At 71.4% G+C, this 22,462-nt stretch carries 17 protein-coding genes and 1 pseudogene; 10 read left to right on the forward strand and 8 right to left on the reverse strand.

Annotation, left to right across the window (positions count from 1 at the left end; all coding sequences use genetic code 11):
- Window positions 1-92: 92 nt before the first annotated feature.
- Window positions 93-1,877 (reverse strand): Dot/Icm T4SS effector Zinc-dependent metalloprotease LegP, encoded by a 1,785-nt coding sequence (gene legP / locus ACFWM2_RS40260; protein WP_383291335.1) that lies wholly within the window; start codon window positions 1,875-1,877, stop codon window positions 93-95.
- A 177-nt stretch (window positions 1,878-2,054) separates the two neighbouring features.
- On the opposite strand from legP, the gene ACFWM2_RS40265 reads away from it, so the two are divergent.
- Both ACFWM2_RS40265 and ACFWM2_RS40270 read left to right on the forward strand, forming a co-directional pair.
- Window positions 2,055-2,393, forward strand: coding sequence for a hypothetical protein (locus ACFWM2_RS40265; RefSeq protein ID WP_383291337.1), 339 nt, complete (start codon window positions 2,055-2,057; stop codon window positions 2,391-2,393).
- 156 nt (window positions 2,394-2,549) lie between these two features.
- Window positions 2,550-4,454 (forward strand): AMP-dependent synthetase/ligase, encoded by a 1,905-nt coding sequence (locus tag ACFWM2_RS40270; RefSeq protein ID WP_383291339.1) that lies wholly within the window; start codon window positions 2,550-2,552, stop codon window positions 4,452-4,454.
- A gap of 270 nt (window positions 4,455-4,724) precedes the next feature.
- Here the strand turns inward: ACFWM2_RS40270 and ACFWM2_RS40275 are convergent, their stop codons facing one another.
- Both ACFWM2_RS40275 and ACFWM2_RS40280 read right to left on the reverse strand, forming a co-directional pair.
- Window positions 4,725-6,575, reverse strand: a complete 1,851-nt coding sequence (locus tag ACFWM2_RS40275) for a sensor histidine kinase (RefSeq protein WP_383291341.1) — start codon at window positions 6,573-6,575, stop codon at window positions 4,725-4,727.
- Window positions 6,572-7,093: pseudogene (locus tag ACFWM2_RS40280) on the reverse strand (winged helix-turn-helix domain-containing protein); the annotation flags it as partial. The pseudogene ACFWM2_RS40280 and the gene ACFWM2_RS40275, both read right to left, overlap by 4 nt.
- A gap of 682 nt (window positions 7,094-7,775) precedes the next feature.
- Here ACFWM2_RS40280 and ACFWM2_RS40285 point away from each other — a divergent pair.
- Window positions 7,776-9,563 carry a phospholipid carrier-dependent glycosyltransferase gene (locus ACFWM2_RS40285; protein ID WP_383291343.1) on the forward strand — a complete coding sequence of 596 codons (1,788 nt, stop codon included), beginning with the start codon at window positions 7,776-7,778 and terminating at the stop codon, window positions 9,561-9,563.
- Here ACFWM2_RS40285 and ACFWM2_RS40290 read toward each other — a convergent pair.
- The gene (locus tag ACFWM2_RS40290) at window positions 9,541-10,443 is read right to left on the reverse strand and encodes an aminoglycoside phosphotransferase family protein (protein ID WP_383291371.1); all 903 of its coding nucleotides are present in this window, start codon (window positions 10,441-10,443) and stop codon (window positions 9,541-9,543) included. The two genes, ACFWM2_RS40285 and ACFWM2_RS40290, sit on opposite strands and share 23 nt — an antisense overlap.
- A 351-nt stretch (window positions 10,444-10,794) precedes the next feature.
- On the opposite strand from ACFWM2_RS40290, the gene ACFWM2_RS40295 reads away from it, so the two are divergent.
- The 5 genes from ACFWM2_RS40295 to ACFWM2_RS40315 all read left to right on the forward strand — a co-directional run bounded on the left by ACFWM2_RS40295 (window position 10,795) and on the right by ACFWM2_RS40315 (window position 16,854).
- Window positions 10,795-13,362: a SpoIIE family protein phosphatase gene (locus ACFWM2_RS40295; RefSeq protein ID WP_383291345.1), complete on the forward strand. Its 2,568-nt coding sequence runs from the start codon at window positions 10,795-10,797 to the stop codon at window positions 13,360-13,362.
- Between the two features lie 171 nt (window positions 13,363-13,533).
- Window positions 13,534-14,715: an acyl-CoA dehydrogenase family protein gene (locus ACFWM2_RS40300; protein WP_383291347.1), complete on the forward strand. Its 1,182-nt coding sequence runs from the start codon at window positions 13,534-13,536 to the stop codon at window positions 14,713-14,715.
- Window positions 14,712-15,701 carry an LLM class F420-dependent oxidoreductase gene (locus ACFWM2_RS40305; RefSeq protein WP_383291349.1) on the forward strand — a complete coding sequence of 330 codons (990 nt, stop codon included), beginning with the start codon at window positions 14,712-14,714 and terminating at the stop codon, window positions 15,699-15,701. Before ACFWM2_RS40300 ends, ACFWM2_RS40305 begins: the two co-directional genes overlap by 4 nt.
- On the forward strand, window positions 15,698-16,246 hold the full coding sequence (locus ACFWM2_RS40310; RefSeq protein ID WP_383291351.1) for a winged helix-turn-helix transcriptional regulator: 549 nt from the start codon (window positions 15,698-15,700) through the stop codon (window positions 16,244-16,246). Before ACFWM2_RS40305 ends, ACFWM2_RS40310 begins: the two co-directional genes overlap by 4 nt.
- A complete protein-coding gene (locus tag ACFWM2_RS40315; RefSeq protein WP_383291353.1) occupies window positions 16,246-16,854 on the forward strand; it encodes an NADPH-dependent FMN reductase in 609 nt (202 codons plus the stop codon). Before ACFWM2_RS40310 ends, ACFWM2_RS40315 begins: the two co-directional genes overlap by 1 nt.
- A gap of 153 nt (window positions 16,855-17,007) precedes the next feature.
- Here ACFWM2_RS40315 and ACFWM2_RS40320 read toward each other — a convergent pair whose 3' ends face one another.
- Window positions 17,008-17,994, reverse strand: a complete 987-nt coding sequence (locus tag ACFWM2_RS40320; protein ID WP_383291355.1) for an aldo/keto reductase — start codon at window positions 17,992-17,994, stop codon at window positions 17,008-17,010.
- 135 nt (window positions 17,995-18,129) lie between these two features.
- Between ACFWM2_RS40320 and ACFWM2_RS40325 the strand changes: the two genes are divergently transcribed.
- Complete coding sequence (locus tag ACFWM2_RS40325; protein WP_383291373.1) at window positions 18,130-18,756, forward strand: GntR family transcriptional regulator; 627 nt, start codon at window positions 18,130-18,132, stop codon at window positions 18,754-18,756.
- A 169-nt stretch (window positions 18,757-18,925) separates the two neighbouring features.
- Here the strand turns inward: ACFWM2_RS40325 and ACFWM2_RS40330 are convergent, their stop codons facing one another.
- From ACFWM2_RS40330 to ACFWM2_RS40340, 3 genes are all read right to left on the reverse strand, one after another.
- Window positions 18,926-19,282 (reverse strand): cupin domain-containing protein, encoded by a 357-nt coding sequence (locus ACFWM2_RS40330; RefSeq protein WP_383291357.1) that lies wholly within the window; start codon window positions 19,280-19,282, stop codon window positions 18,926-18,928.
- On the reverse strand, window positions 19,279-20,079 hold the full coding sequence (locus tag ACFWM2_RS40335) for a carbon-nitrogen hydrolase family protein (RefSeq protein WP_383291359.1): 801 nt from the start codon (window positions 20,077-20,079) through the stop codon (window positions 19,279-19,281). The genes ACFWM2_RS40330 and ACFWM2_RS40335 overlap by 4 nt, the downstream gene beginning before the upstream one ends.
- Before the next feature lie 61 nt (window positions 20,080-20,140).
- Window positions 20,141-21,499 carry an MFS transporter gene (locus ACFWM2_RS40340; RefSeq protein WP_383291361.1) on the reverse strand — a complete coding sequence of 453 codons (1,359 nt, stop codon included), beginning with the start codon at window positions 21,497-21,499 and terminating at the stop codon, window positions 20,141-20,143.
- A 123-nt stretch (window positions 21,500-21,622) separates the two neighbouring features.
- On the opposite strand from ACFWM2_RS40340, the gene ACFWM2_RS40345 reads away from it, so the two are divergent.
- Window positions 21,623-22,309, forward strand: a complete 687-nt coding sequence (locus ACFWM2_RS40345) for a DUF2848 domain-containing protein (RefSeq protein WP_383291363.1) — start codon at window positions 21,623-21,625, stop codon at window positions 22,307-22,309.
- The last annotated feature ends 153 nt before the right edge of the window (window positions 22,310-22,462 follow it).

A 22,462-nucleotide genomic window follows, 5' to 3' on the forward strand; every position in this document is an offset into this window, starting at 1 on the left:
GCGACACTCGGGCCTTCGGCCTGCACAGCCTCAGCCCACGGCACGAAAACGGCCCACCAACTCCATCGGCGGACCGTCACGAAACTTCGAGGCTAGTCGGTGAAACGGGTGATGATGCCGCCCAGGGATTCCCAGCCCTTCACGCTCGGGCCCCAGGCCTTTCCGTCCCACCACTTGTGGAACAGCGCGGAATCCGTGCCCGTGAGGAACAGATCGAGGCGGTTGGGTTCCCACGAGACGGCGGCGGGCGGGCTGGTGCAGATTCCGCCGAGGGATTCCCAGCCCTTGACGCTCGGGCCCCACGCGTTTCCGTCCCACCACTTGTGCTGCAACGCCGAATCCGTCCCGACCACGAAGAGATCGAGTCGGTTCGCACCCCAGGAAACAGCGGACGGTTTCCCCATGCAGGTTCCGCCTAGGGATTCCCAGCCGCTGATGCTCGGGCCCCAGGCGTTCCCGTCCCACCACTTGTGGTACAACGCCGAATCCGTCCCGACCACGAAGAGGTCGAGGCGGTTCTGGCCCCAGGAGACCGCGACGGGCTGACCCATGCAGATTCCACCGAGGGATTCCCAGCCCTTTACACTCGGGCCCCAGGAATTTCCGTCCCACCACTTGTGGTACAACGCCGAATCCGTCCCGACCACGAAGAGATCGAGTCGGTTCGCACCCCAGGAAACGGCGACGGGATCCCCCATGCAGATTCCGCCCAGGGATTCCCATCCCTTCACGCTCGGACCCCAGCTGTTGCCGTCCCACCACTTGTGGAACAGCGCGGAATCCGTCCCGACCACGAACAGGTCCAGTCGGTCGGGGCCCCAGGACACCGCCTCGGGCGGACTGGTGCAGATGCCGCCCAGGGACTCCCAGCCCTTGACGCTGGGCCCCCAGTTGCTGCCGTCCCACCACTTGTGGAACAGGGCCGAGTCCGTCCCGATGGTGAAGACGTCGAGGCGGTCGTGGGCCCAGGCCAGCGATGTCGGCCGGGTCATGCAGACCCCGCCCAGGGACTCCCAGTCCTTGACGCCGGGGCCCCAGCCGTTGTCGTACCACTTGTGGTAGAGCGCCGAGTCGGTCCCGATCCCGAAGACGTCGAGCCGCTCGGACTCCCACGACACCACGGGACCCGAAGCCGGTGACGGCCCGTACATCGCGTGTACGGCGGCGATGTCGTCCGTGCTCAGTCCCGTGCGCTGGCCGACGACGGCGCCCTGCACCGTGGGCACGATGGTGTCCTTGCCGTTGCTGGAGAACGCGTCGCGCGGATAGTGCATGATCGACCCGTAGTCGTACGCCCCGATGTCGTCGCCGTCCGAGATGTGCTGGTCGAAGTTGTGCTCGAAGCCGGCCTGGATATTGGCCCAGACGACCGTCACGAACTTGTCGCGGTCCTCGCGGCTCTGTTCGTGCCAGAGCCCGACCGAGTGCCCGATCTCGTGAATGCAGTTGCCCGTCGTGCAGCCCGTGCCGAGGGTGATGTCCTGACGGCCGCCCCGGCGCCCGACCATCGACGAACATCCGCCGCCCGAAACGAAGCGCACGAAGTCGGGAAACTGACCCGAATTCGCCGACGTCCGCTGCACGAATCGAATCCTGGTCCGGGACTCCCAATGCGCGATCGCATCGGTCACGCGCTGCTGACTGGGCAGTCCGCCGTCGATCTCGAACGGGACCAGGCCGTTCGCCCAACGGAATTGACGGCCCGTGATGATGACGGCCGATTCCGGAGTCTTACCCTCCGACTCCGCCTTCAGTTCGCTGGTGCGCTGTGCCACTTCCGCGATCGTGCCGAGAACGATGTCTCCCTCGAAGAGAGCAAGGCCGTCGATCTCCACGTACTGGACCGGTTTGGCGGCGAAACTGACGCCGTCGATCAATGCGGTCCTGACACCGCCCGAGGAACGGAATTCCCCGTGTCCCCCACCCGTACCACTGGACGCCGCTTTGGCCATCTTCGTTCCCCCTGGTTTTTCGACTTCCCACCCTCGCGCGCCGGGCGCTATTTTGCGGAAAGTAGCGGGGAATATGCCGGTCAACAAGGTCTGGGTGAGCGTATGCGCAGCGTAGAAATCGACGTCTCGGTCGCTCCCGGTACCCCCGTACCCGACGTACCCGTGACGCTGCGGGTGCAGGTCGAGGAGGTCATGGCGGCCGATGCCCCGGCACGTGTCGTCGCCCGCACCGTTGCCCCCGGCATCCGCCTCTCGGGCATCACCCGGCTCACGCTGGACGTGCCGCCACCCGATCCGCACGCCCGCTACACCGTGCGCGTCCACGCCGATCTGGACGGCTCCGGGGCGGTCGCCACCGGCGACCTCGTCTCCACGCGCAGCAACCCGGTCCTCACCGAGGGCCGGCCGGACACCGTCGACGTACTGCTGTCGCCCGCCTGACCGGGCAGGCTTCAGCGGCGCCGACCGCCGGGGTCACGATCCGTGCAGCTCTGCTCATGAATCCTCGCGCAGGGGTCGTTGCTGTGGGCTACATTCGAGATCCTCGACCCAGCGCCTCTCGGTGAGGTCACGTCGCGGAGAATTGCGGAGCGGCGCATGCACCAGTTCAAAATTCCTCCCATGGCCACTGGACTGATCCAGGGAGGACTGGCCGACAGTCTCTTCGACACGGCACTGCGTACCCCTGACCTGCCACAGATCGCCCGCCGCGAAGATCACTCCGCCGGGCGCTGGTCCCCGATGACCGCCGCCGAACTGCGCGACGAGGTCGTCGACTTGGCCAGGGGACTCATCGCCTCGGGCATCGCGCCGGGCAACCGCGTGGCCATCATGGCGCGCACCCGCTACGAGTGGACCTCGCTCAGTTACGCGCTGTGGACGGTGGGCGCCGAGATCGTCCCGATCTATCCCACGTCGTCGCACGAGCAGGTCTCGTGGATCCTCAAGGACGCCCACTGCGTCGCCGTGATGGTCGAGGACGAGCAGAGCGTCATGACGGTCGCCTCCGCGTGCGCCACGCTCCCGCAGCTGCGCCATGTATGGCAGTTGGACACCGGAGCGCTGGCGGATCTGGTCGAGCGGGGCCGGGCGATCCCGCCGATGACGGTCGACTCGCTGCGCCGGATCGTGATGCCCGACTCGACCGCGGTCGTCGCCTACACCTCCGGTACGACGGGACCTCCCCGAGGCTGCGCGCTCTCCCACCGCAGCCTGGCGAGCCCCTGCGACACCCTGCTGGCAGGCTGGGGGCACACGGCGGCCGCCCCCGGCGAACAGCCGGCGGTCCTCGCCTTCCTGCCCTTCTCGCACGTGTACGGGATCATGGTCCAGGGCCTCTGTCTGCGCGGCGGACTGCTGCTGGGCCATGAGCCGGACGTGCGCGAGGAAGCCCTCTCCGCGGCCTTCCTGTCCTTCCGGCCGACGTACGTCTACGCCGTGCCGTTCGTCTTCGAGAAGATCTACAAGAACTTCCTTCGCTCGGCCCAACGGAGCGGCCGGGGCGCGCTGTTCGAGCGCGCCGTCCGTACGGCGACGGACTTCGCCACGGCCAACGAGCAGCACCGGCTGGGGACCGGCCCCGCGCCCGGATTCGATCTGCGCCTGCAACACGCCTTCTACGAGAAGACGGTGTACCGAAAGCTTCGTGGCGCACTCGGCGGCCGGGTCTGCGGAGGGGTGTCCGGCGGTTCGCCCCTGAACCGCGAACTCGCCCTCTTCTACTCGGGTATCGGGATCTTCATCCACGACGGCTACGGGCTCACGGAGACCAGCGGCGGGATCACCGCGCAGCCGGTGGGCCGGGAGAAGTTCGGCACGGTGGGCCGCCCGCTGCCGGGAACGGACATCCACGTGGCCAAGGACGGGGAGATCTTCGTCCGGGGGCCCTCGGTGTTCCAGGGCTACATCAACGACCCCCAGGCCACCGATGCCGCCCTTGAGGACAGCTGGCTGGCGACGGGCGACATCGGCCGTTTCGACAGCGAGGGGTATCTGTCCATCACGGGCCGCAAGAAGGACATCATCATCACGAGCGGCGGCAAGAGCGTGGCTCCCGCGAGCCTCGAAGAGCGCCTGCGCGTCCACCCGTTGATCCACCAGGCGGTGGTCGTGGGCGACAACCGCCCCTGCGTGGGCGCCCTCATCACCCTGGACCCCGACTTCCTGGCGCACTGGCGCACCGCCCGGATCATGCAGGGCGACGCGCCCGGCCGGGAGGTGCGGGAGGAGAACGAGCTGCGGGAGGAGGTCAGACGCGCCGTTGCCGCGGCCAACAGCACGGTGTCCCGCTCGGAGTCCATCCGGGTCTTCCGTGTCCTCCCGGAGCCCTTCGACCTGGCCAACGGTCTGCTCACGCCCTCGATGAAGCTGCGCCGGGACGCGATCGTGCAGCGCTTCGCCGCCGAGATCGACGCGATGTATCAGACGTCCTCGAGGGTCCCGCGGGAGTACATGCGGGGCGATCCCTCGATCTGGGAGGAGTCGGACAACGTGTTCCGGTGAACCGCCCGGGGCCACCGGCCCGCGTGGGCACGGGGCCCGGTCCGGTCATGGCGGGGGACGTACGTCCCGCCCAGCAGTGCACGCAGCGGTGTCACCCGGCTCCTGGCGGCCGACAGTTGAGTCGTGTTCATGAGGACACCCTGCGCCGAGGCGGCCGCGGCAACCAGATCCCTGTGGTGAGCAGGACCACGGGTCCTGGTGCCGACGCCACCACGGTGAGCGGGAATACCTCGGCGTGCGCCGCGTTGTCGCGCCCGGGGACGCCCCGGTTCAGCCGTCGTCGGTCGCAGCGGCGGCCGGAGCCGGTGCCCCGGCGGCGGGCAGGCGCAGGATGAAGACCGAGCCGACGCCGAGTTCACTGGTCGCGGTGGCCGTGCCGCCGTGTGCGGCGACGAGTTGGCGGACGATGGGCAGACCGAGACCGCTGCCACCGGTGCGTCTGCTGCGGGACTTCTCCGCGCGCCAGAACCGGTCGAAGACGCTGGGCAGATCCTTGGCGGCGATGCCGCTGCCGGTGTCGGCCACCTCGAGGACGACATGATCGGACTCCCGGCGCGCGGCGAGGGTGACCGTACCGCCGGCCGGCGTGTGGCGGGTCGCGTTCGAGACCAGATTGCCGAGCGCCTGCCGCATGCGGACGGGGTCCGCGTCGAGCCACGGAGTGCCGTCGACGCGCGTGCGCAGCACGACACCCGCGGCCTCCGCCCCGACGCGATGCGCCGCGGCGACCTGTTCGAGCAGTTCGTCGGCGCGGACCGGTTCCGGGTGCAGCCCGAGCGTGCCCGCGTCGGCGGCCGCGAGATCCTGAAGGTCGTCGATGACGCGCTGGAGCACCAGCGCCTCCTCGTGCAGGGACGCGAGCAGTTCCGGATCCGGGTCGACGAGTCCGTCGCGGGTGACCTCCAGCCAGCCGCGGATGTTGGTGAGCGGTGTGCGCAGTTCATGGGCGATGTCGCTGACCATCGCCTTGCGCTGGGCCTCCATGCGTTCGCGGCGCTCGGTCAGTTCGTTGAAGGCCATGGCCAGGATGCCGGTCTCGTCCCGGGTGGTGACGGGCACCCGTACATGCTGCTCCGGTGGCTGCTGGGCCGCCTGGGTCAGGGCGCGCAGGGGACGTACGAGCCGGGTGGCGACCACGGCGGTCACCGCGACGGTGAGGGCGAGGACCAGACCCGCGACGCCCACGACCTTGGCCTTGTTGGCCGCGGACATGTCGAAGCGGGGCACCGTGCTGTCCGCGCTGCCCAGGAACAGTTCGGCGGCCGGGGCGACATACGGCGCGAGCTGCTGACGGCGGGCGCTGTCGAGGCACGCCGCCGTCTGCCCGGAGGCGTCGCTCCGCCGGTCCGGAGCGACCTTTCCCCCGATGTACTTGGCACGGATGCCCGAGCTCGTGAAGTCGAGCGTCATGGCCCAGGGTGCGGAGAGCGCCACGTCATGGCGGTCCAGGCACGCGGTGACACTCTTCGTCAGTGCTCCCAGGGCCTTGGCCTCGGTGGCCGTCGGGGTGTTGAGCCTGCCGTCGGCGCACTCCGTCGGCACATACCCGTCCGCGGAGCTTCCCTCGGGGTCGGTGAGGACGCTGCGGCCGCTGGGCAGCTGCTTGATCGCGGTCTGCAGCCCGTTGGCGGCGAAGCAGCGCCGGCGCTTCTCGGCCAGCACACGGACCTGGTCGCGTTCCGCGGACGTCAGCCGGTACGGCCCCACCGCACGGGGATCGACACCGTTCACCTGCGCGCCGGGCTCCGTGAACGTGTCGGTGTGCAGGGGGTCCACGACGGCGGTGGCACGGGGCGGGAAGGCGGTCGTGCCCGGCGCGGAGTCCGCGATCGTCGTGCGGTCGGGGGTCGTCAGCGCGATGCGCCGGCCGGTTCGGTCGGAGAGGGCGCGGACGGTCTTCTTGACGCCGGACCAGTCGGGGTGGGTGGCGGCGTAACCGCTGAGCTGCCGGAGGATGTCGGTGTCATCGGCGAGCACTTGCCCCTGTTCCTCCTGGAGGGCCTGAGTGGTGGTCTGCACCGCCAGCCACGCGGTGGCCGCCACGGAGCAGATGGCGATCAGCACCGAGGTGATCAGCAGCCGCACCAGCAGGCTCTTGCGCAGCGGCAGGGCCCGGCTCACCCGCGCTCCCCGCTGAGCTTGTAGCCGGCCCCGAAAACGGTCACCAGACGAACCGGCTTGCGCGGATCGGCCTCGATCTTCTTGCGCAGGTTCATGATGTGCACGTCCACGGCCCGCTCGGTCGACGCGCGGTCGATGCCCCGCGTGTACTGCAGCAGCTGCCGGCGGGAGAAGACCCGCTCGGGTTCGGCGACCATGGCCAGCAGGATCGCGTACTCGGCCGGCGTGCACTCCACGGCCGAGCCGTCGCACCGCACCTCGTGCCGCACCGGGTCGACGGCGATCCCGGCGGCCCGTACGGCGGGGTCGTCGCGTTGTGCGAGGCCAGTACGTCCGCTGCGGCGCAGCACGGTGCGGATGCGGGCCATCAGCTCACGGGGACTGTACGGCTTGGTCATGTAGTCGTCGGCGCCGAGTTCCAGGCCCAGGAGTACGTCGTCCTCCGTGGAGCGGGCGGTGAGCATGAGGACCGGTATGTCGTCGTCCCGGCGCAGTACCCGGCACGCCCGGTGATCGTCCGTCCACCCCTTGAGGGCGTTGTGCGCCGGCCAACTCGCCCCGGCCCGCCAGCCGGCCGCGGAACGCTCGTACAGGACCACGGTCGACACGGGCGAGTTCCTGCCCCGGCCCGTCACCACGACGGCCTGCTGTGCCGTCGGCGGGACCTGGGCCAGCGTCCTGGGTCCGAGGCCCGGGAGCTGCCGGGGCGCCGCCTCCCTAGTCGCCACCGGAGCGGCGGCCGGTCCGGCCTCGCCTTCCCCGGCCGAAGCCGGGCCGACCTCCCGGCCCGTCGCCGCCGCACCGACGCCGCAGCCGGCGAGCAGCAGCGCGGCGGTGAGGACCGCGCCCGTAGCCCGCAGATGGCGTGCCGGCCGCTTGCGGTCGCTGCTTCCTCCGGAGACTCCGCTCGGTGAGGAAGGGGGTGCAGAGGTGGGAGTGATCATGCGTCGACCCTGACCGACAGATGTGAGGAACTCGTCAGGTGCGTCGGGGCGCGGCAACTCCCGTTGTCCAGGGCCGTCGCGCGTCGCAGAGGCGCACCACCTGCCGCCGGGCGAGGAAGCAGCCGGGGCGCGGACGTTGAACCGTTCCGGGCAGGATTCCGTACAGAAGGCAGGAAGGTGGGGCCATGAGGTCGTCAGCCTCGGCGGACAGGGAGAGTGGCGGCTTGGCCGGAACACCCACCGGGGTGATGGCACGATGACGCGGGAACGACGTGCGGTCCTCGATCCCGGCGACGGCGAGCGCGCCTCGGCAGGCGCCGCTCCGGTCGGCGCGGAGCAGCCGCCCACGCCGGTGGGCCCTCCGGGTGACGGATCGTCCACGCCGGTGACCGGCGAGGGGCGCACCGCCCGTTTCGACCGTCTGCGGCAGCACCGGCGTTGGCTGTTCACGTTCGCCGTGATCGCGCTGCTGGTCGAGATGGCGGTCGCGATGGTCACCACGGCCGTGGAGCAGACGCCGACCATCGACGAGCCGGTGTACGCGGGTACGGCGGTGGTCTATCTGCAACAGCACGACCTGCGCTTCAACCCGGAGCACCCGCCCCTCGGCAAGTTGATCATCGGCAGCGGTCTGGCCTTCGCCCACCCGCACCTCGATCCGCACTTCACCGGCAACCAGACGGAGCTCGGGCGCCGGTTGCTGTACGAGTCGGGCAATGATCCCGGGCGGCTGATGCTGTGGGCGCGGCTGCCGGTGATCACGCTGACGCTGCTGTTCGGCCTGGTGGTCCTCGCCTTCGCCCGTGATCTGACCGGCTCGGCGGGCAGCCTGGTGGCACTGGCGCTGTACGCGCTCTCGCCCGATCTCATCGCGCACGGGTCGCTGGCGACCCTCGATGTGCCGGCGGCCGGATTCCTGCTCACGTCGGCCTGGCTGGTGTGGCGGGCACGCGACCGGCCGCGCCTGTATCTGCCGCTCGCAGGGACGGCACTGGGAGCGGCCGCGGCAACGAAGATGAGCGTGCTCCCGGCGGTGCCGGTGCTGCTGTGCCTGGTGGTCCTGTCCGTGTGGTCCGCCCGCCGGACACGCACCGTGGGCGCGCGCCCGAGCCTGCGGCTCCTGGCACTTGGCGTCGCGGCGGCGGCCGGTGTGGCGCTGGTGGCCGTGGCCGTGGTGTGGGCCACCTACCTCGCCGTCGATCCCCGTCTGCGGTGGACGGCACCGGCCCAGGTGCCGGACATCCACGGGATGCGCGGGCTGATCGCCGACCGCCTGCCCTTCCCGCAGCCGTACCGGGACGGCATGCGCATCCAGTTCGGCTTCGAGTACTCCACCTGGGAGGGTTTCTTGCTCGGCCGGCACTACCGGGGCGCGCTCTGGTACTACCTGCCGACGGCTTTGCTCATCAAGACGCCGCTCGGCATGCTCACGCTGTGGGCCGCCGGTGCCGTCGTGCTCGGGGCCGTCCGCCGGCTGCGGCCCGCCGCGCCGTACGTGCTCGCTCCCCCGGCCGTCCTGCTGGCCGCCGCCATGCTCGGGTCCCGTGATCTCGGCGTCCGGTACGCCCTGTTCATGCCGGTGTTCCTCGCGGTCGCGGCGGCCGGCGTGGTCATGCTGCGCCGACGGTGGGCGCACCTGGTGACGGCGGCGCTGGTGCTGTTCGTGGCGGTCAGCTCGCTGCTGACGTACCCCTACTATCTGCCGTACTCCAACGAGGCGTTCGGCGGAACCTCCCGGACCCATCTGCGGCTGCACGACTCGAACGTCGACTGGGGCCAGGACCTGGGACGGCTCGCCGACCGGCTGCGCCTGCGCTATCCCGGCGAACGGGTCTGGCTCGTCTACAAGGGCAGCGGTGTACCCGCCCAGTACGGCATCCACGCGTCCGATCCCCGCAAGGCACCCCTGGACTCGGTGCACGGGCTGCTCGTCGTCTCGGACTCCTCGGTCGCCAAGGCGGAGGGCCGGCTGGCCGAACTGATCGACACCAGCAGGCCGGTCGACGAGGTCGGCCACTCCCTCACCATCTATCGGCGGCCGTGACTCCTGTCGCGCGGTCCGCGAGGACGGTGCGGATGACATGGCGCGCGTTCGCGGCGATGACCGGGTTGGAGTCCTTGTAGTAGGGGAGCTGGATCAGCGCCATCGACAGGGCCCAGCCACGGCCGCGCTGCCAGGTGGCCTCGTCGGCGCCCGACTCCGTACGGAAGAGATCACGAGCCGGGCCGGGCAGCAGGTTCCACGCCGGGATGAGATCGCACGCGGGATCACCGACACCCATCGTGCCAAAGTCGATCACCGCGCTGAGCCGGTCCTCGACGACGAGCAGGTTGCCCGGCATCAGATCGGCGTGCACCCACACCGGCGGACCGGCCCACAGGGGCGCCCGCAGCGCCGCGTCCCAGGCCGCGCTCGCCGCCGCCGTGTCGATGATCCCGTCCAGCTGCCCGATCGCGTCGCGGGTCTCCTGGTCCGCCTCCGCGAGTGGACCACCGCGGTAGGCGGGCGGGGCGTCCCGCGTGTCGACGCGCCGCAGGGCGGTGATGAAGCGGGCCAGGTCCAGAGCGAGAGAAGAGGGGTCGGCGAGATGGTCCGGGAGCGGGTTCTCGCCCTCGACCCAGCGGTGCACCGACCAGGGCCATGGGTATGCCCCGTCGGGTTCGCCCTTTCCGACCACCTCGGGAATGCGGAAGGGGAGCAGCGGGGCCAGCCGGGGCAGCCAGTGGTGCTCGTTGAGGACGTCGCCGGTGGCTCCCTCGACCCGCGGCAGCCGCACGGTGAACGCGTCGCCGAGGCGGTAGACGGCATGGACCGTCCCCGCGGACCGCAGCCGCGCGAGGGGGAGGTGGGCCCAGTGCGGGAACTGCTCGGACACCAGACGACGTACCAGAGTCAGGTCGATCGGCATCTCGTGGGCGTGCATCAGTCCACTCACTGAGCGCCTCCGCCGTTCCCGGGCGGGTGTCCGTGGTCATCCGTCCGCCGGTCACCGGGGTACGCCTGGCCGTCGAGTTCGATCACGCCTCATACAACCAGTCGCCGTACGGGATGCGCACCGCATTTCCGGAGGAGCGGCCGCCACGCCCGCGCAGCGCGGCGGCGGCCCGAGCCCCGGCCGGACGAGGCCGCGGAGCGTCAGGGGCATGCCCGGAGTACGGCACCGGCGCGCACCTGCGTCGTCGTACGAACTGTCGCGTCGAGGTGCGCGGGCGGGCCGAAGAAGCGCATTCTTGCTGTGTTACCGACTTGGCGGTACGCGGACGAGGACAGACCGATGACTGGGAGCGCCGAGCATACGCAGCGCGCGCAGCAACGGCTGGCCGCGCTGCTCACCGACGCCGTGGCGGACTCGATCCGGGCGGTCGGCGGCTTCGCGGGGGGCGTGTACCTGCGCTCGCGTACGCCCGGGCTGCTGAGACTGGCCGTGCTTGCGGGGCTGCCGGGGCCGCTGTTCCGCGGCTGGTGGCGGATGAGCGTGGAACGGCCGTTTCCGGTCGCCGACGCACACCGGCTCGGCACCGAGGTGCTGCTCGCCGATGCCACGGAGACGATGCGCCGCTATCCGCAGCTCGCCGCCGGTCTGCCCTTCCAGTTCGGTTCTATGTACGTCCCGGTCGTCGGGGGTTCCAGCCGCTTCGGGGTGCTGACGGTGCTGCATCCCTCCGTCCAGGACGCGACCGAGGCCCCGCCGGACCGGGACCGGATGACGGCCGTGGCGGAGGAGCTGGGCGCCGCTCTGCTGGCGCTGGAGGAGGACCGCCCGAGGATCACCTGGGACGGGGAACCGCTGTGTGTGCGGCCACCGGCACTCGGTGCCTCGCCGGCCCGCTTCGGCCGCTTCACCTGGGATCCGGCGAAGGCGACGGTGACCGGCGACGACGCCCTGTGGGACCTGCTCGACACCAAGCCCGAGGACTTCCCCGGGACTCCCGAGGCGCTCGCCCGCGCGGTCTCTCCCGATGACGCCGAACGGTTGCTGGCCGCACTGGCCGAGACAGCCACCGGACGGCCGCCGCCCCTTCCCCTCACGCTGCGCGCCCAGGCCGGCGGACAACGTCTGCTCGAGCTCTGGAGCCCGGACGACCCGCCCGGTCCGGCGCCCCTGGTGAACGGGCTCGTCATCGACCCCGGCCCGGGCCCCGCCGCGGCGGAAGCGACCGACCTGCTCGCCGAAGGGGTGTTCGCGCTCGACCGGCTGGGCCAGATCACCTACGCCAATCCGCGCGCCGCCGAACTGCTGGGCCGGGCGCGTCCGGAGCTGATGGGCCGCTCCCTGTGGGACGCCGTGCCCTGGCTGAACCGTCCCAGGTACGAGGATCATCTGCGCGGAGCGCTGTTGTCGCCGGAGCCGGTGCACTTCCAGGTCCGCCGGCCGCCGGGAACGGAGGGCGGGCCGCGGTCGGCCGAGGACAGGAGCGGGGGCGGGACGGAGGACGAGGGCGAGTGGCTCACGCTGTCCGTGCATCCGGGCCCGGACAGCCTGGCCTGCAAGGTGGTCCCCGTGGGCCGGGCCGCCTCGGCCGCGCAGTCCGCCCCCATGGACGCGCGGCTGCTCACGGACGAGGAAGCGGCCGGCCAGGGGCCCGTGGGGGGTGTCACCCCGACCGCACCGCTGTACCGCCCCATCGTGCTGGCCATCGCACTGACCGAGGCGGTGACCGCCCGGCAGGTGTCCGAAGTGGTGATGCGGGAGCTGCTGCCCGCGTTCGGGGGCCGTCGGCTGGCCATCTATCTGTTGCAGGAGCGGCATCTCTATCTCGCCTGGGAGACGGGCTTCCCGCCGGGTTTCCTCGCCCCCTTCGACGGCATCGGGCTGGACGCCGCGCTGCCGGGCGTCGAGACGCTCACCAGCGGCCGGCCCATCTTCTTCGAGTCGATGCCCCAGATGGCGGCCGCCTACCCGGGCATCCCGCTGGACGCCACGGAGGGCGCCCGGGCCTTCCTTCCGCTGATCGCCTCCGGACGCCCGGTCGGCTCCTGCATCCTCGGCTTCGAACGCCCCCGCACGTTCAGTACCGAGGAACGCACGGCGCTGACTGCTCTGGCCGGACTGATCGCCCAGGCCATGGAGCGGGCGCGCCGCTACGACACGGAGGCCGCCCTCGCCCGCGGGCTGCAGGAAGCCCTGCTGCCGCACCGGCTGCCGGCCCATCCGCTTGTCGACACGGCGGGGCGCTATCTGCCGGGCACCCAGGGGATGGATGTGGGCGGTGACTGGTACGACGTCGTGGAGGCCGGTGACGGGCTGGCCCTGGTCATCGGTGATGTCCAGGGCCATGGTGTCCAGGCGGCAGCCACCATGGGGCAGTTGCGCAGCGCGGTGCGCGCGTTCGCGCTCGGGGACCAGCCTCCGGACGAGGTGATGAGCGGCACCAACCGCCTGCTCATCGACCTCGACCCGGGCCAGTTCGCGAGCTGCTGCTACCTCCGGCTCGACCCGGGCACCGGCAAGGTCCGAGCCGTCCGGGCCGGGCACCCGCAGCCCCTGCTGCGCCACCCGGACGGCCGTACCGAGGTCCTGGACCTGCCCGGAGGCGTCGTCCTCGGCGTCGACTCGGAGGCGGTGTACCCGGTGACGGACCTGACGCTGCGGCCGGGCGCCGTGCTGGCCCTCTACACGGACGGGCTGGTCGAACACCCGGGGCGGGACATCGACGAGGGCATCGCGGCCCTGTGCGCGGCCCTGTCCCGCGCGGGCACTCCGCGGTCCCGGCCGGGCGGGCCCTCGCTGGCCGCGACGGCGGACCTGCTCACCGAAGAGGCCCGCCAGGCGACCGAACGCCCGGACGACATCGCGCTCCTCCTCGCCGCCTGCCGGTCCACGCGACGGGACCGGCGCTGAGTCTGCCGTACGGCTTGCGGCCATCGCCGTGCCGGACCGGCGTCGCCCTGCTCGGCGGCCCCGACGGCTGCTCGTCCCGACTTCCCTCTTCTCTCCAGCTCCATTGACGCCCGGCCGAATAGCGGTAATATTTTTGAACCGGTAAAGCCATTGAACCGAAAGGGGACGGCCTTGGAGTCGCCTCTCACGACCCTTGCCGCACCGCCTGTCGCCGATCTCGCGAAGGAGGCCGAGCGCATCGCGGACCTCGCCCGCGAGCAGGCCGCCTCCACCGAGCGGAACCGCGCCCTGTCCCCCGAACTGGTCGCCGCTCTGCGGCGTTCCGGCCTGCTGCGGGCCGGCGGCCCCGCCGACATCGGTGCCCCTGAAGCACCACCGGCGGTGCTGCTGGCCGCCGCCGAACGCATAGCGCGGGGCGATGCCGCCACCGGCTGGTGCGTGGCGATCGCCGCGACCTCGAGCCTCCTCGGCGCGTATCTCCCCAAGGACACCGCGGCGGACCTCCTCGGCGGCGAGAACGACATCGCGGCAGGTGTCTGGGCCCCTCGCGGCAAGGCCACGCCTGTCGACGGCGGCGTCCGGGTGACCGGGCGGTGGCCCTTCTCCAGTGGCATCACGCACGCCAACTGGTTCTTCGCCGGCGCGGTCCTCGTCACCGGCGACCCGCAGGACGGAGCGGGCGCAGCCCCGGAGTTGCGCGTCGTCGCTCTCCCTACGGCGGAACTGGAGATCCTCGACACCTGGCACACCACCGGCCTGCGCGGCACCGGCAGCCACGACGTGGTCGCGACCGACCTCTTCGTGCCCGAGGACCGCTGCTTCTCCATCGTCGATACGCCGCCCAGGGTCGACACGCCCCTGTACCGCTTCCCCTTGTTCGGGTACTTCGCGCTGTCGGTGGCGTCCGCCGCGCTCGGCAACGCCCGCGGAGCGATCGACGACTTCATCGAGCTCGCCGTCGGCAAGGTCGGTCAGGGTTCCAGCCGTACGCTCGCCGAGCGCCCGGCGACCCAAGCCGCCGTCGCCGAGGCCGAAGCAGCCCTGCGAGCGGCCCGCGCCGGCTACTACGCCGCGATCGAGGAAGCATGGGCCGCCGCCCAGGACGGCGTCGTCGGCGTGGAGCACCGCCTCGGCCTGCGTCTGGCGGCAACACACGCCGTACGAACGGCGGCCGACGTGACGCGCTCGTTGTACGACCTCGGCGGGGGCACCGCCATCTACGAGGATTCGCCGTTGCAGCGCCGGTTCCGTGACGCGCACACCGCCACCGCGCACTTCCAGGTCAACGCCGCGACCTTTGAACTCACCGGCCGCCTGCTGCTCGGGCTGCCGGCGAAAACGGTCCAGCTGTGACCGCCGGCCGGCTCGGCGTGGTGGCGCCGTTCTGGCTCGACCGTCCCGACACGGAGGCCGTCGACATCGCCGTCGCGGCCCGGCGCCACGGCTACCGGCGCATGTGGATCGGTGAGATGGCGACCTTCGACGCGTTCGCTCTCGCCACCGCGATCGGCATCCGCGCTCCGGGCATGCGGCTGACGGTCGGGCCGCTCGCCGTCGGGGTCCGCAGCCCGGTCGCGCTCGCGCTCGGTGTGGCCTCGGTCGCCACGCTCACCGGCGCCGAGGTCGGCCTGGCCCTGGGAGCGTCCAGTCCGGCCATCGTGTCGGGCTGGCACGACCGTCCCTACGCGAAGGCCGCGCCGCGGATGCGCGAAGCGGTAGCCGTCCTGCGCGCCCTGTTCGCCGGGGAGCCCGCTCACTTCGACGGCGAGCAGATCCGCACGCACGGGTTCCGGCTGCGCACCCCTCCCCCGCGTACGACGATCACCGTGGCGGCCTTCGGGGCGAACATGACCCGGGTCGCCGCCGACCACGCGGACGAAGTCGTCGTCAACCTGGTCAGCCCCGAGCAGGTCGCCGAGACGAGAGCCGTAGTCGACACAAGGGCACGGCAGCTCGGGCGCCGGCCCCCGGAGCTCGCCGTCTGGGTCTCCGCGGCCCTCGACCCCGGCCCCGCCACGATCGGGCAGCTCGCCTCGCAGATCGCCGTCTACCTCAAACCACCCGGCTACGGCGAGATGTTCGCCCGGCTCGGTTTCGGCGAGCTCGTCGAGCGTGCGCGCGGTGGCGAGCCGCGCGCGTCCCTCGCCGCGGCGATCCCTCTCGAACTGCTCCAGTCCGTCGGCGCCATCGGCACCCGAGACCAGGTCGAGGCGGCGGTGGAGTCATATCGCGCCGCCGGGGCCGACCATGTGGGCATCGTTCCGGCGACGGCCGACGACCCGGCGGGAGCACGCGTTCTCGCGGCTCTCGGCACGTACACCGAGGAGCATGCGACATGAACGGTCCCGGACACGCACACGGGCTCGGGACGGCGGCCGACCCCTCCGATCTGACGCACCGATTCGACGGCGACTCGGTCAGCCGGGCCCTGGACCTGGTCGGCGAGCGCTGGACCATGCTCATCCTGCGCGAGGCGTTCTTCGGCGTACGCCGCTACGGGCAGCTCGCGCGCAATCTCAACATTCCGCGGCCCACGCTCTCCACGCGTCTGCGCAAGCTCGTCGACGTCGGCCTGCTCGACCGGGTGCAGTACGCCGACGATCCGGAGCGCTTCGAATACCGCCTCACGGCCTCCGGCCGGGAGCTGTTCGGGGCGATCGTGGTTCTCATGCGCTGGGGCGACACCTATCTCGCCGGGCCGGAGGGCCCCCCGATCGTGCTCACCCACGCGAACTGCGGTCAGGTCACCCGTCCGAAGCTCACCTGCGACGTGTGCGGCGAGGAGATCGCCATCAACAACGTCACGCCCAGCCGCGGACCCGGGTTCCTCGACGCCGGCCCCGAACCGCACGACGCCCCGGCAGACCCCGAGAGGAACTCATGATGACGACCGTGCTCACAGACCACCCGGCGACCGGCGCACCGCACGCGGCCGACCGGCCCCTCGTCGTCGGGCTCGGCGGAACCGCCCGCCGCGGTTCCTCCTCCGAGATCTGCATGCGCACGGCACTCGAAGCGGCCGAACAAGCCGGCGCGCGCGTGGAGCTGTTCACCGCCGACGACCTCGACCTGCCGATGTACCAGCCCGCGAGCAGCCACCGCACCGAGCGCGCCGTCGCGCTGGTCGAAGCCGTCCGGGCGTGCGACGGCCTCATCCTCGCCTCACCCAGCTACCACGGGAACGTCTCGGGGCTCGTCAAGAACGCCCTCGACTACCTGGAGGACCTGCGCGACGACACCCGCCCCTACCTGGAGGGACGGGCCGTCGGCTGCGTGACCTGCGCGGCCGGCTGGCAGGGGACGGTCGCCACGCTCAGCAGCCTGCGCGGGATCGTCCACGCCCTGCGCGGCTGGCCGACCCCGCTCGGGGTGACGGTCAACTCCGCGACACCGGTCGTCGTCGACGGGGCGATCGAGGACGCCGAACTCCGGCAGCGGCTGCGGCTGCTCGGCGAGCAGGTCGTCGGCTTCGCCCGGGCACGCCGCGGCTGAGGGCTGGCGCACGTCGCGGCTGAGGCCTCGTACCCACCGCGACTGAGGGCGCACGTCGCGGCTGACGCCACCGTCCTGGGAACGGCACGCCATTCCAGCCGGCCCCGCAGCCGTGGCGCCGTCGGCGTTGTCCGACGGCGCCCGGCAGCCGCGTCAGTGCGCGGCGTCCAGACGGGCGCGCTGATCCGGCGTCAGTTCCAGGTCCACCGCCGCCAGGTTCTCCTCCAGTTGGGCCACGGAGGATGCCCCGGCCAGCGGGACCACGGGCAGGGTCCCGCCGATCTGCCAGGCCAGGACGACCTGGTTCACACTCGCTCCCGTCTCCTTCGCCACCTCCCGCAGCACCGCGAGCCGGGCGGCCGTTCCGGGGTGGTCGTAGTCGGCCGGCAGCGGCTTGTCCTCCCGTACGTACGCCCCGCCGAGCAGCGGTGAGTAGGCGACCAGGGTCAGATCGGGCTCGGCCCGCAGGTAGCTGAGGAGATCGGGTGTCGCTCCGCCGAGGCTGCCGTGCTCGAAGAGCGCGTCGGGTACGTCGGTGCGCGGGCGCAGATGGCTGTGCTGGTACTGCAGCACCTCGTAGCCGGGCAGGCCCGCGGCGGCGGCCAGCGCCCGGGCGCGCTCCACCCGCCAGGCGGCGTGGTTGCTCACTCCGAGCAGTCCGACACTGCCCTCGGCGACCAGTCCGGCGAACCCCTCTACCGTCTCCTCCAGCGCGACGGTCCGGTCCTCGATGTGCGCGTACAGCAGGTCGAGGCGCTCCACCCCGAGCAGCTCCCGGCTGCGGTCGGCCGCCTCCCGGATCACCTTGGCCGACAGGCCCTCCGCGTTGTCGGTGTAGCTCGTGCCGGGGGCCAGCGGGCGGGCGCCCAGCTTGGTCGCGATGACGATCTCGTCGCCGATACCGCGGCTGCGCCGCCACCGTCCGAGCAGCGCCTCGCTCTGGCCGCCCTGGCTCCCGTCGACCCAGAAGGCGTAGTTGTCGGAGGTGTCGATGAAGGTGCCGCCGGCCTCGACATAGCGGTCCAGTACGGCGAAGGAGGTCTTCTCGTCCGTCAGCGAGCCGAACAGCATCGCGCCGAGCGCCAGCACGCTCACCTCACGGCGGGTCTTCGGATCGGTGCCGATCATGCGGTACTTCATGGGTGTGTCCTCCCCTGAGGCCCGGCATCCGCGGGCTCGAACGGGAGTCTGGAGCTTGAAGCGCACTTCAAGTCAAGCCCGACGGCGTCGTGGTAACTTCCGTATACAAGGTGTATGCGATCTCAGGGGGCAGTGGTGGCGTCAGGTCGGGAGAAGGCGTACGCGTACCTCAAGGACACGGTGCTGACGGATCCGGCGATGCAGGGCGAGTACCTCTCGGAACAGGAGATCGCCGACCGCATCGGCGTCTCGCGCACCCCGATCCGGGAGGCGTTGCTCCTCCTCGCGGCCGAGGACCTGGTCGAGCTGGTGCCCAAGCGCGGGGCCCGCGTGGCCCCGCTGTCGGGGCGGGAGATCACCGAACTGATGGAGCTGCGCGGGATCGTCGAGCGGTACGCGGCGGAGCAGGTCATCGGGGCGGGTGGAGGCCCCGTTCCCGAGCTGGTCGAACTCCTGGAGCGGCAGCGCGCGCTGAGCGGCCCCGAGCAGGCCAAGGAGTTCATCGAGGTGGACCACCGCTTCCACTCGACACTCGTGTCGGCCGTCGGGAACGCGCTGCTGGACCGGCACTACGACGGGCTGCGCAGCCGTCAGGTCCGGGCCGGTGTGGTGGCCCTGTACAACCGGCAGGGGCGCCAGGAAGCCGTGCTCGACGAGCACCGGGCGATCGTGGACGCCCTCGCCGCCGGCGACGCGGCGGCCGCGTGCGCCGCGATCGACAGCCACCTGGAGTCGACACTGAAGGTGCTGCTCGCCGGCTAGTGATGCGGGGGTGCAGGAACCTGGCGCCCACGGCGGTCACCCTCGGCCGGCCCCGCGCGCATCGCCGGAACCGGCCCGGGCCAGCGGCCGGGGTTGCCGCCGGCCCCGCACCCCCGCTGTCAGCGGCGCGGCGACGGCGCCTCCGTAAGGCGGAGGCCGCCCGCCCCCGTCAGCCAGCCTCGTCCGCGGGATACGTGACCACCAGCATCGTGACGCCGTCGGGCGACGTCCACGGGCCGTGCGGCATGCCGGGCGGGCGACACGCGTACGTCCCCCGCGGGAAGGTCTCGTCGAGCGTCAGGTCGTGGAGGGAGCCTTCGAGGATGTAGACCTCCTCCCAGAACCCGTGGCGGGCCACGCCCTCCGCGGAGGTGTCGGTGCCGGGATCCCAGCGCACGAGCACGGTACGCCGTTCGCCCGTCGCGTCCTCGGCCAGCACCTGCTCGGCCACTCCCGGCCCCGACCCGACCGGCGCGCGCCAGGGCCCGCCTGGGACGTGGAACTCAAGCTCCGGCTTGCCCGTCATCGCTGCCCCAGCCGACGGTTGGCGAGCACCGAGATCCTCTCCCGGACCGACGCCACCTCCTCGACGTCCAGGTCCGCCACCAACAGCCCCGGCTCGGCGCCGAGTTGATGGCGTACGGTCCCGTCGGGGCCGACGACCAGGCTGTGCCCGACCCCGGTCGGCGCCGTTCCTCGGGGCACCGCTCCCCCGGTGGCGGGGTCGGCCTGATCGACGGCCGCGACCCACACCGTGGCGTCCAGTGCCCGGGCCCGCACCAGCAGTTCCCACTGGTCGACCTTGCCCGGCCCCGCGCCCCAGGACGCGGCCAGCAGCGTCGCCACGGCGCCCGCGTCGGCGTGCGCCCGGAAGAGCTCCGGAAAACGGACGTCGTAGCAGGTGGCCAGGCCCAAGCGGGCGCCCGCCACGTCAATGGTGACAATGCGCGAGCCCGCGGCGACGGTGTCGGACTCGGCGAAGCCGAACGCGTCGTAGAGATGGATCTTCTCGTACGCCGCCTCGACCCCGCGTCCCGTGGCGAGCAGGGTGTTGGACACCCGGCCGTCGGGAGCCGGGGTGAACATGCCCGCCACCACGACGACGTCAGCCGCCTCGGCGATGCCCCGCACGGCGGTGGCCCACGGACCGTCCAGGGGCTCGGCGACCGGTGCCAACGGGGTGCCGAAGCAGGCCATGGACGCTTCGGGGAACACGACGACGTCCGCGCCGGCCTCCGCCGCGCGCTCGGTCCACTCCTCGATGAGGCGGAGGTTCTTCTCGGGTTCGGGTCCGGTGACGAGCTGACTCAGTGCGATGCGCACCGTGAACCACCTTTCGGCGCGGGGAGGGATGGACGGGTACAGGAAGAGTGTCGGGCCAAGGTCACCGGACTCGGGCGACGGGCTCGGCCTCCTGGGAGGCCGCGAGCAGCGCGTCCTCCTTCTGGGCCTGGCCGGAGTCCCTGCCCAGGGCCAGGCCGGTGAGCGTGACGGCCGCGGCGACGGCGATGTAGAGAGCGAGCGGGACCCAGCTGTCGTAGGAACTGAGCAGGGCGGTGAACAGCAGCGGGGCGACCGCGCCACCGATCAGACCCGCGAGCGTGTACGCCAGCGAGGAGCCGGTGTAGCGCAGCCGGGGCGAGAACTGCTCGGCGACGAAGGCGGCCTGCGGCCCGTACATGAAGGAGTGGATGACCAGGCCCATGACCACTCCGAACACCAGCAGGGGCCACGAGCCGCCGTCGATCAGCAGGAAGAAGGCGAACGGCCACACGCCGGCGGCGATGGCCGAACAGCCGTACAGCAGGCGCCGGTTGACCCGGTCGGAGAGGGCACCGGCCAACGGGATCAGGAAGATCTGCAACGAGGATCCGACGAGTACGGCCGTCAGCGCGGAGCCGCGCGACATGCCGAGGCGGTCGGTGGCGTAGGTCAGGACGAAGACGGTGAACATCGCGTACAGCACATCGGGGCCGACCCTGCAGAGGATCGCGGCGCACAGGGCGCGCGGCTGGGTGGTGAACACCTCGCGGATGGGCGCCTCGGGACGGGTCTGTTCGGCCTCCATCGCCTTGAACACGGGGGTCTCCTCCAGCTTCGTCCTGATCCACAGGCCGAAGGCGACCAGGACACCGGAGAGCAGGAAGGCCACACGCCAGCCCCAGGACAGGAACTGATGCTCCGTCAGCAGGGCACCGAGGGCCGCCAGGACACCGTTGGCGAGGAGGTTGCCGGCGGGCGGTCCGATCTGCGCGGCGGAGGCGTAGAAGCCCCGGCGGCGCGGGTCGCCGAACTCGCTGGACAGCAGGACGGCGCCACCCCACTCGCCGCCGACACCGACGCCCTGGGCGAACCGCAGGACGACCAGCGAGATCGGGGCGACGATGCCGGCCGTGCCGTATGCGGGCAGCAGGCCGATGGCGAAGGTGGCCACACCGATGAGGACCAGGGTCGCGATGAGGACCTTCTTGCGGCCGATCACATCTCCGAGACGACCGAAGACGAATCCGCCGAGCGGGCGCGAGACATAGCCGACGGCGTAGGTGGAGAACGCCAGGAGAGTGCCGGTGAGGGGGTCTTCCGAGGGGAAGAAGAGGTCGCCGAAGACCAGCGCCGCGGCGGCCGAGTAGACGGCGAAGTCGTACCACTCCAGCGCGGTGCCGGTGAGGCTGGCGAAGAAGGCCCGACGGATGCCGGAGCGGCTGGGGGATGCCGCCTGATCACCCTGCTGGGTGTATTGCATGTTGCCCGTCCTTGCGTCGAGGGGACATCGACCTTTCGGCATACTTCTTGTATACAGGTCGTATGCGCAACCCCTGCGCCGGAAAAGTTAACCGTGTCGCAACCCGCCTCTCTGGGAGTGCCCATGTCTGTACTGACCTTCGAGCTGCCCGACGGATCCACCCGTGACGTCGACGTCGTGCACGTGCTCAACGCCGGATACGCCGGGCGCAGCCAGGACGACGTCGCCGCCCATGTGGCGGAACTCGCCGAGCTCGGAGTGCCCGCGCCCTCGGTGACGCCTGCCCTGTATCCCGTCTCTCCCTACCTGGCCCAGCAGACGGATCGCGTCGCCGCGCAGCACGCCCGCACCTCCGGCGAGGCCGAATGGGCCCTGGTCGTGGCGGACGACGGGGAACTGCTGCTCACCGCCGCCTGTGACCACACCGACCGCGATCTCGAGGTGCACGGGGTCGCCTGGAGCAAGAACGCGGGGCCCGATGTCCTCGCCCGGCGCGCCTGGCGCCTGGCCGACGTGGAGCCGCGGATCGACGAGCTGACGCTGCGCGCCTGGGTCACCCATGACGGCCGGGAGACCGAGATCCAGCATGGCACGCTCGCCGAACTGCTCACTCCGCGTTACTGGGCGGACGTCCTGAGCGCCCGCGGCGACCTCGCGCCCGGCACCGTCCTGATCTCGGGGACCATTCCGATGGCCGCGGACGTGGACCAGTTCGCCGACAGCTGGCGCGTCGAGCTGGGCGACCCGGCCACCGGGGACTCGATCGAGCTCGCGTACGCCGTGGTGCCGATGCCCGAGCCCATCGGCTGAGCCGCCTCGAACTCACCGGGACACCCCGGCACAGCACCGGGGGGGGGGGGGGGGGGGGAAGGAGAGGAAAGCAGAGGGAAGCGAGCGAGCGCGGAAGGGAGAAAATACTACCCCCCAGGAGGCAGACAACACACCGCACCAAGGTGGAACAAA

This window comes from Streptomyces sp. NPDC058371 (genome assembly GCF_042723265.1).
Lineage (GTDB): Bacteria > Actinomycetota > Actinomycetes > Streptomycetales > Streptomycetaceae > Streptomyces.

Excerpts from the sequence above, each read along its gene's own strand:
- ACFWM2_RS40265 (WP_383291337.1), top strand. The coding sequence starts at position 2,055 with ATGCGCAGCGTAGAAATCGACGTCTCGGTCGCTCCCGGTACCCCCGTA.
- ACFWM2_RS40270 (WP_383291339.1), top strand. The coding sequence starts at position 2,550 with ATGCACCAGTTCAAAATTCCTCCCATGGCCACTGGACTGATCCAGGGA.
- ACFWM2_RS40285 (WP_383291343.1), top strand. The coding sequence starts at position 7,776 with ATGACGCGGGAACGACGTGCGGTCCTCGATCCCGGCGACGGCGAGCGC.
- ACFWM2_RS40290 (WP_383291371.1), bottom strand. The coding sequence starts at position 10,443 with ATGCACGCCCACGAGATGCCGATCGACCTGACTCTGGTACGTCGTCTG.
- ACFWM2_RS40295 (WP_383291345.1), top strand. The coding sequence starts at position 10,795 with ATGACTGGGAGCGCCGAGCATACGCAGCGCGCGCAGCAACGGCTGGCC.
- ACFWM2_RS40310 (WP_383291351.1), top strand. The coding sequence starts at position 15,698 with ATGAACGGTCCCGGACACGCACACGGGCTCGGGACGGCGGCCGACCCC.
- ACFWM2_RS40315 (WP_383291353.1), top strand. The coding sequence starts at position 16,246 with ATGACGACCGTGCTCACAGACCACCCGGCGACCGGCGCACCGCACGCG.
- ACFWM2_RS40320 (WP_383291355.1), bottom strand. The coding sequence starts at position 17,994 with ATGAAGTACCGCATGATCGGCACCGATCCGAAGACCCGCCGTGAGGTG.
- ACFWM2_RS40330 (WP_383291357.1), bottom strand. The coding sequence starts at position 19,282 with ATGACGGGCAAGCCGGAGCTTGAGTTCCACGTCCCAGGCGGGCCCTGG.
- ACFWM2_RS40340 (WP_383291361.1), bottom strand. The coding sequence starts at position 21,499 with ATGCAATACACCCAGCAGGGTGATCAGGCGGCATCCCCCAGCCGCTCC.
- ACFWM2_RS40345 (WP_383291363.1), top strand. The coding sequence starts at position 21,623 with ATGTCTGTACTGACCTTCGAGCTGCCCGACGGATCCACCCGTGACGTC.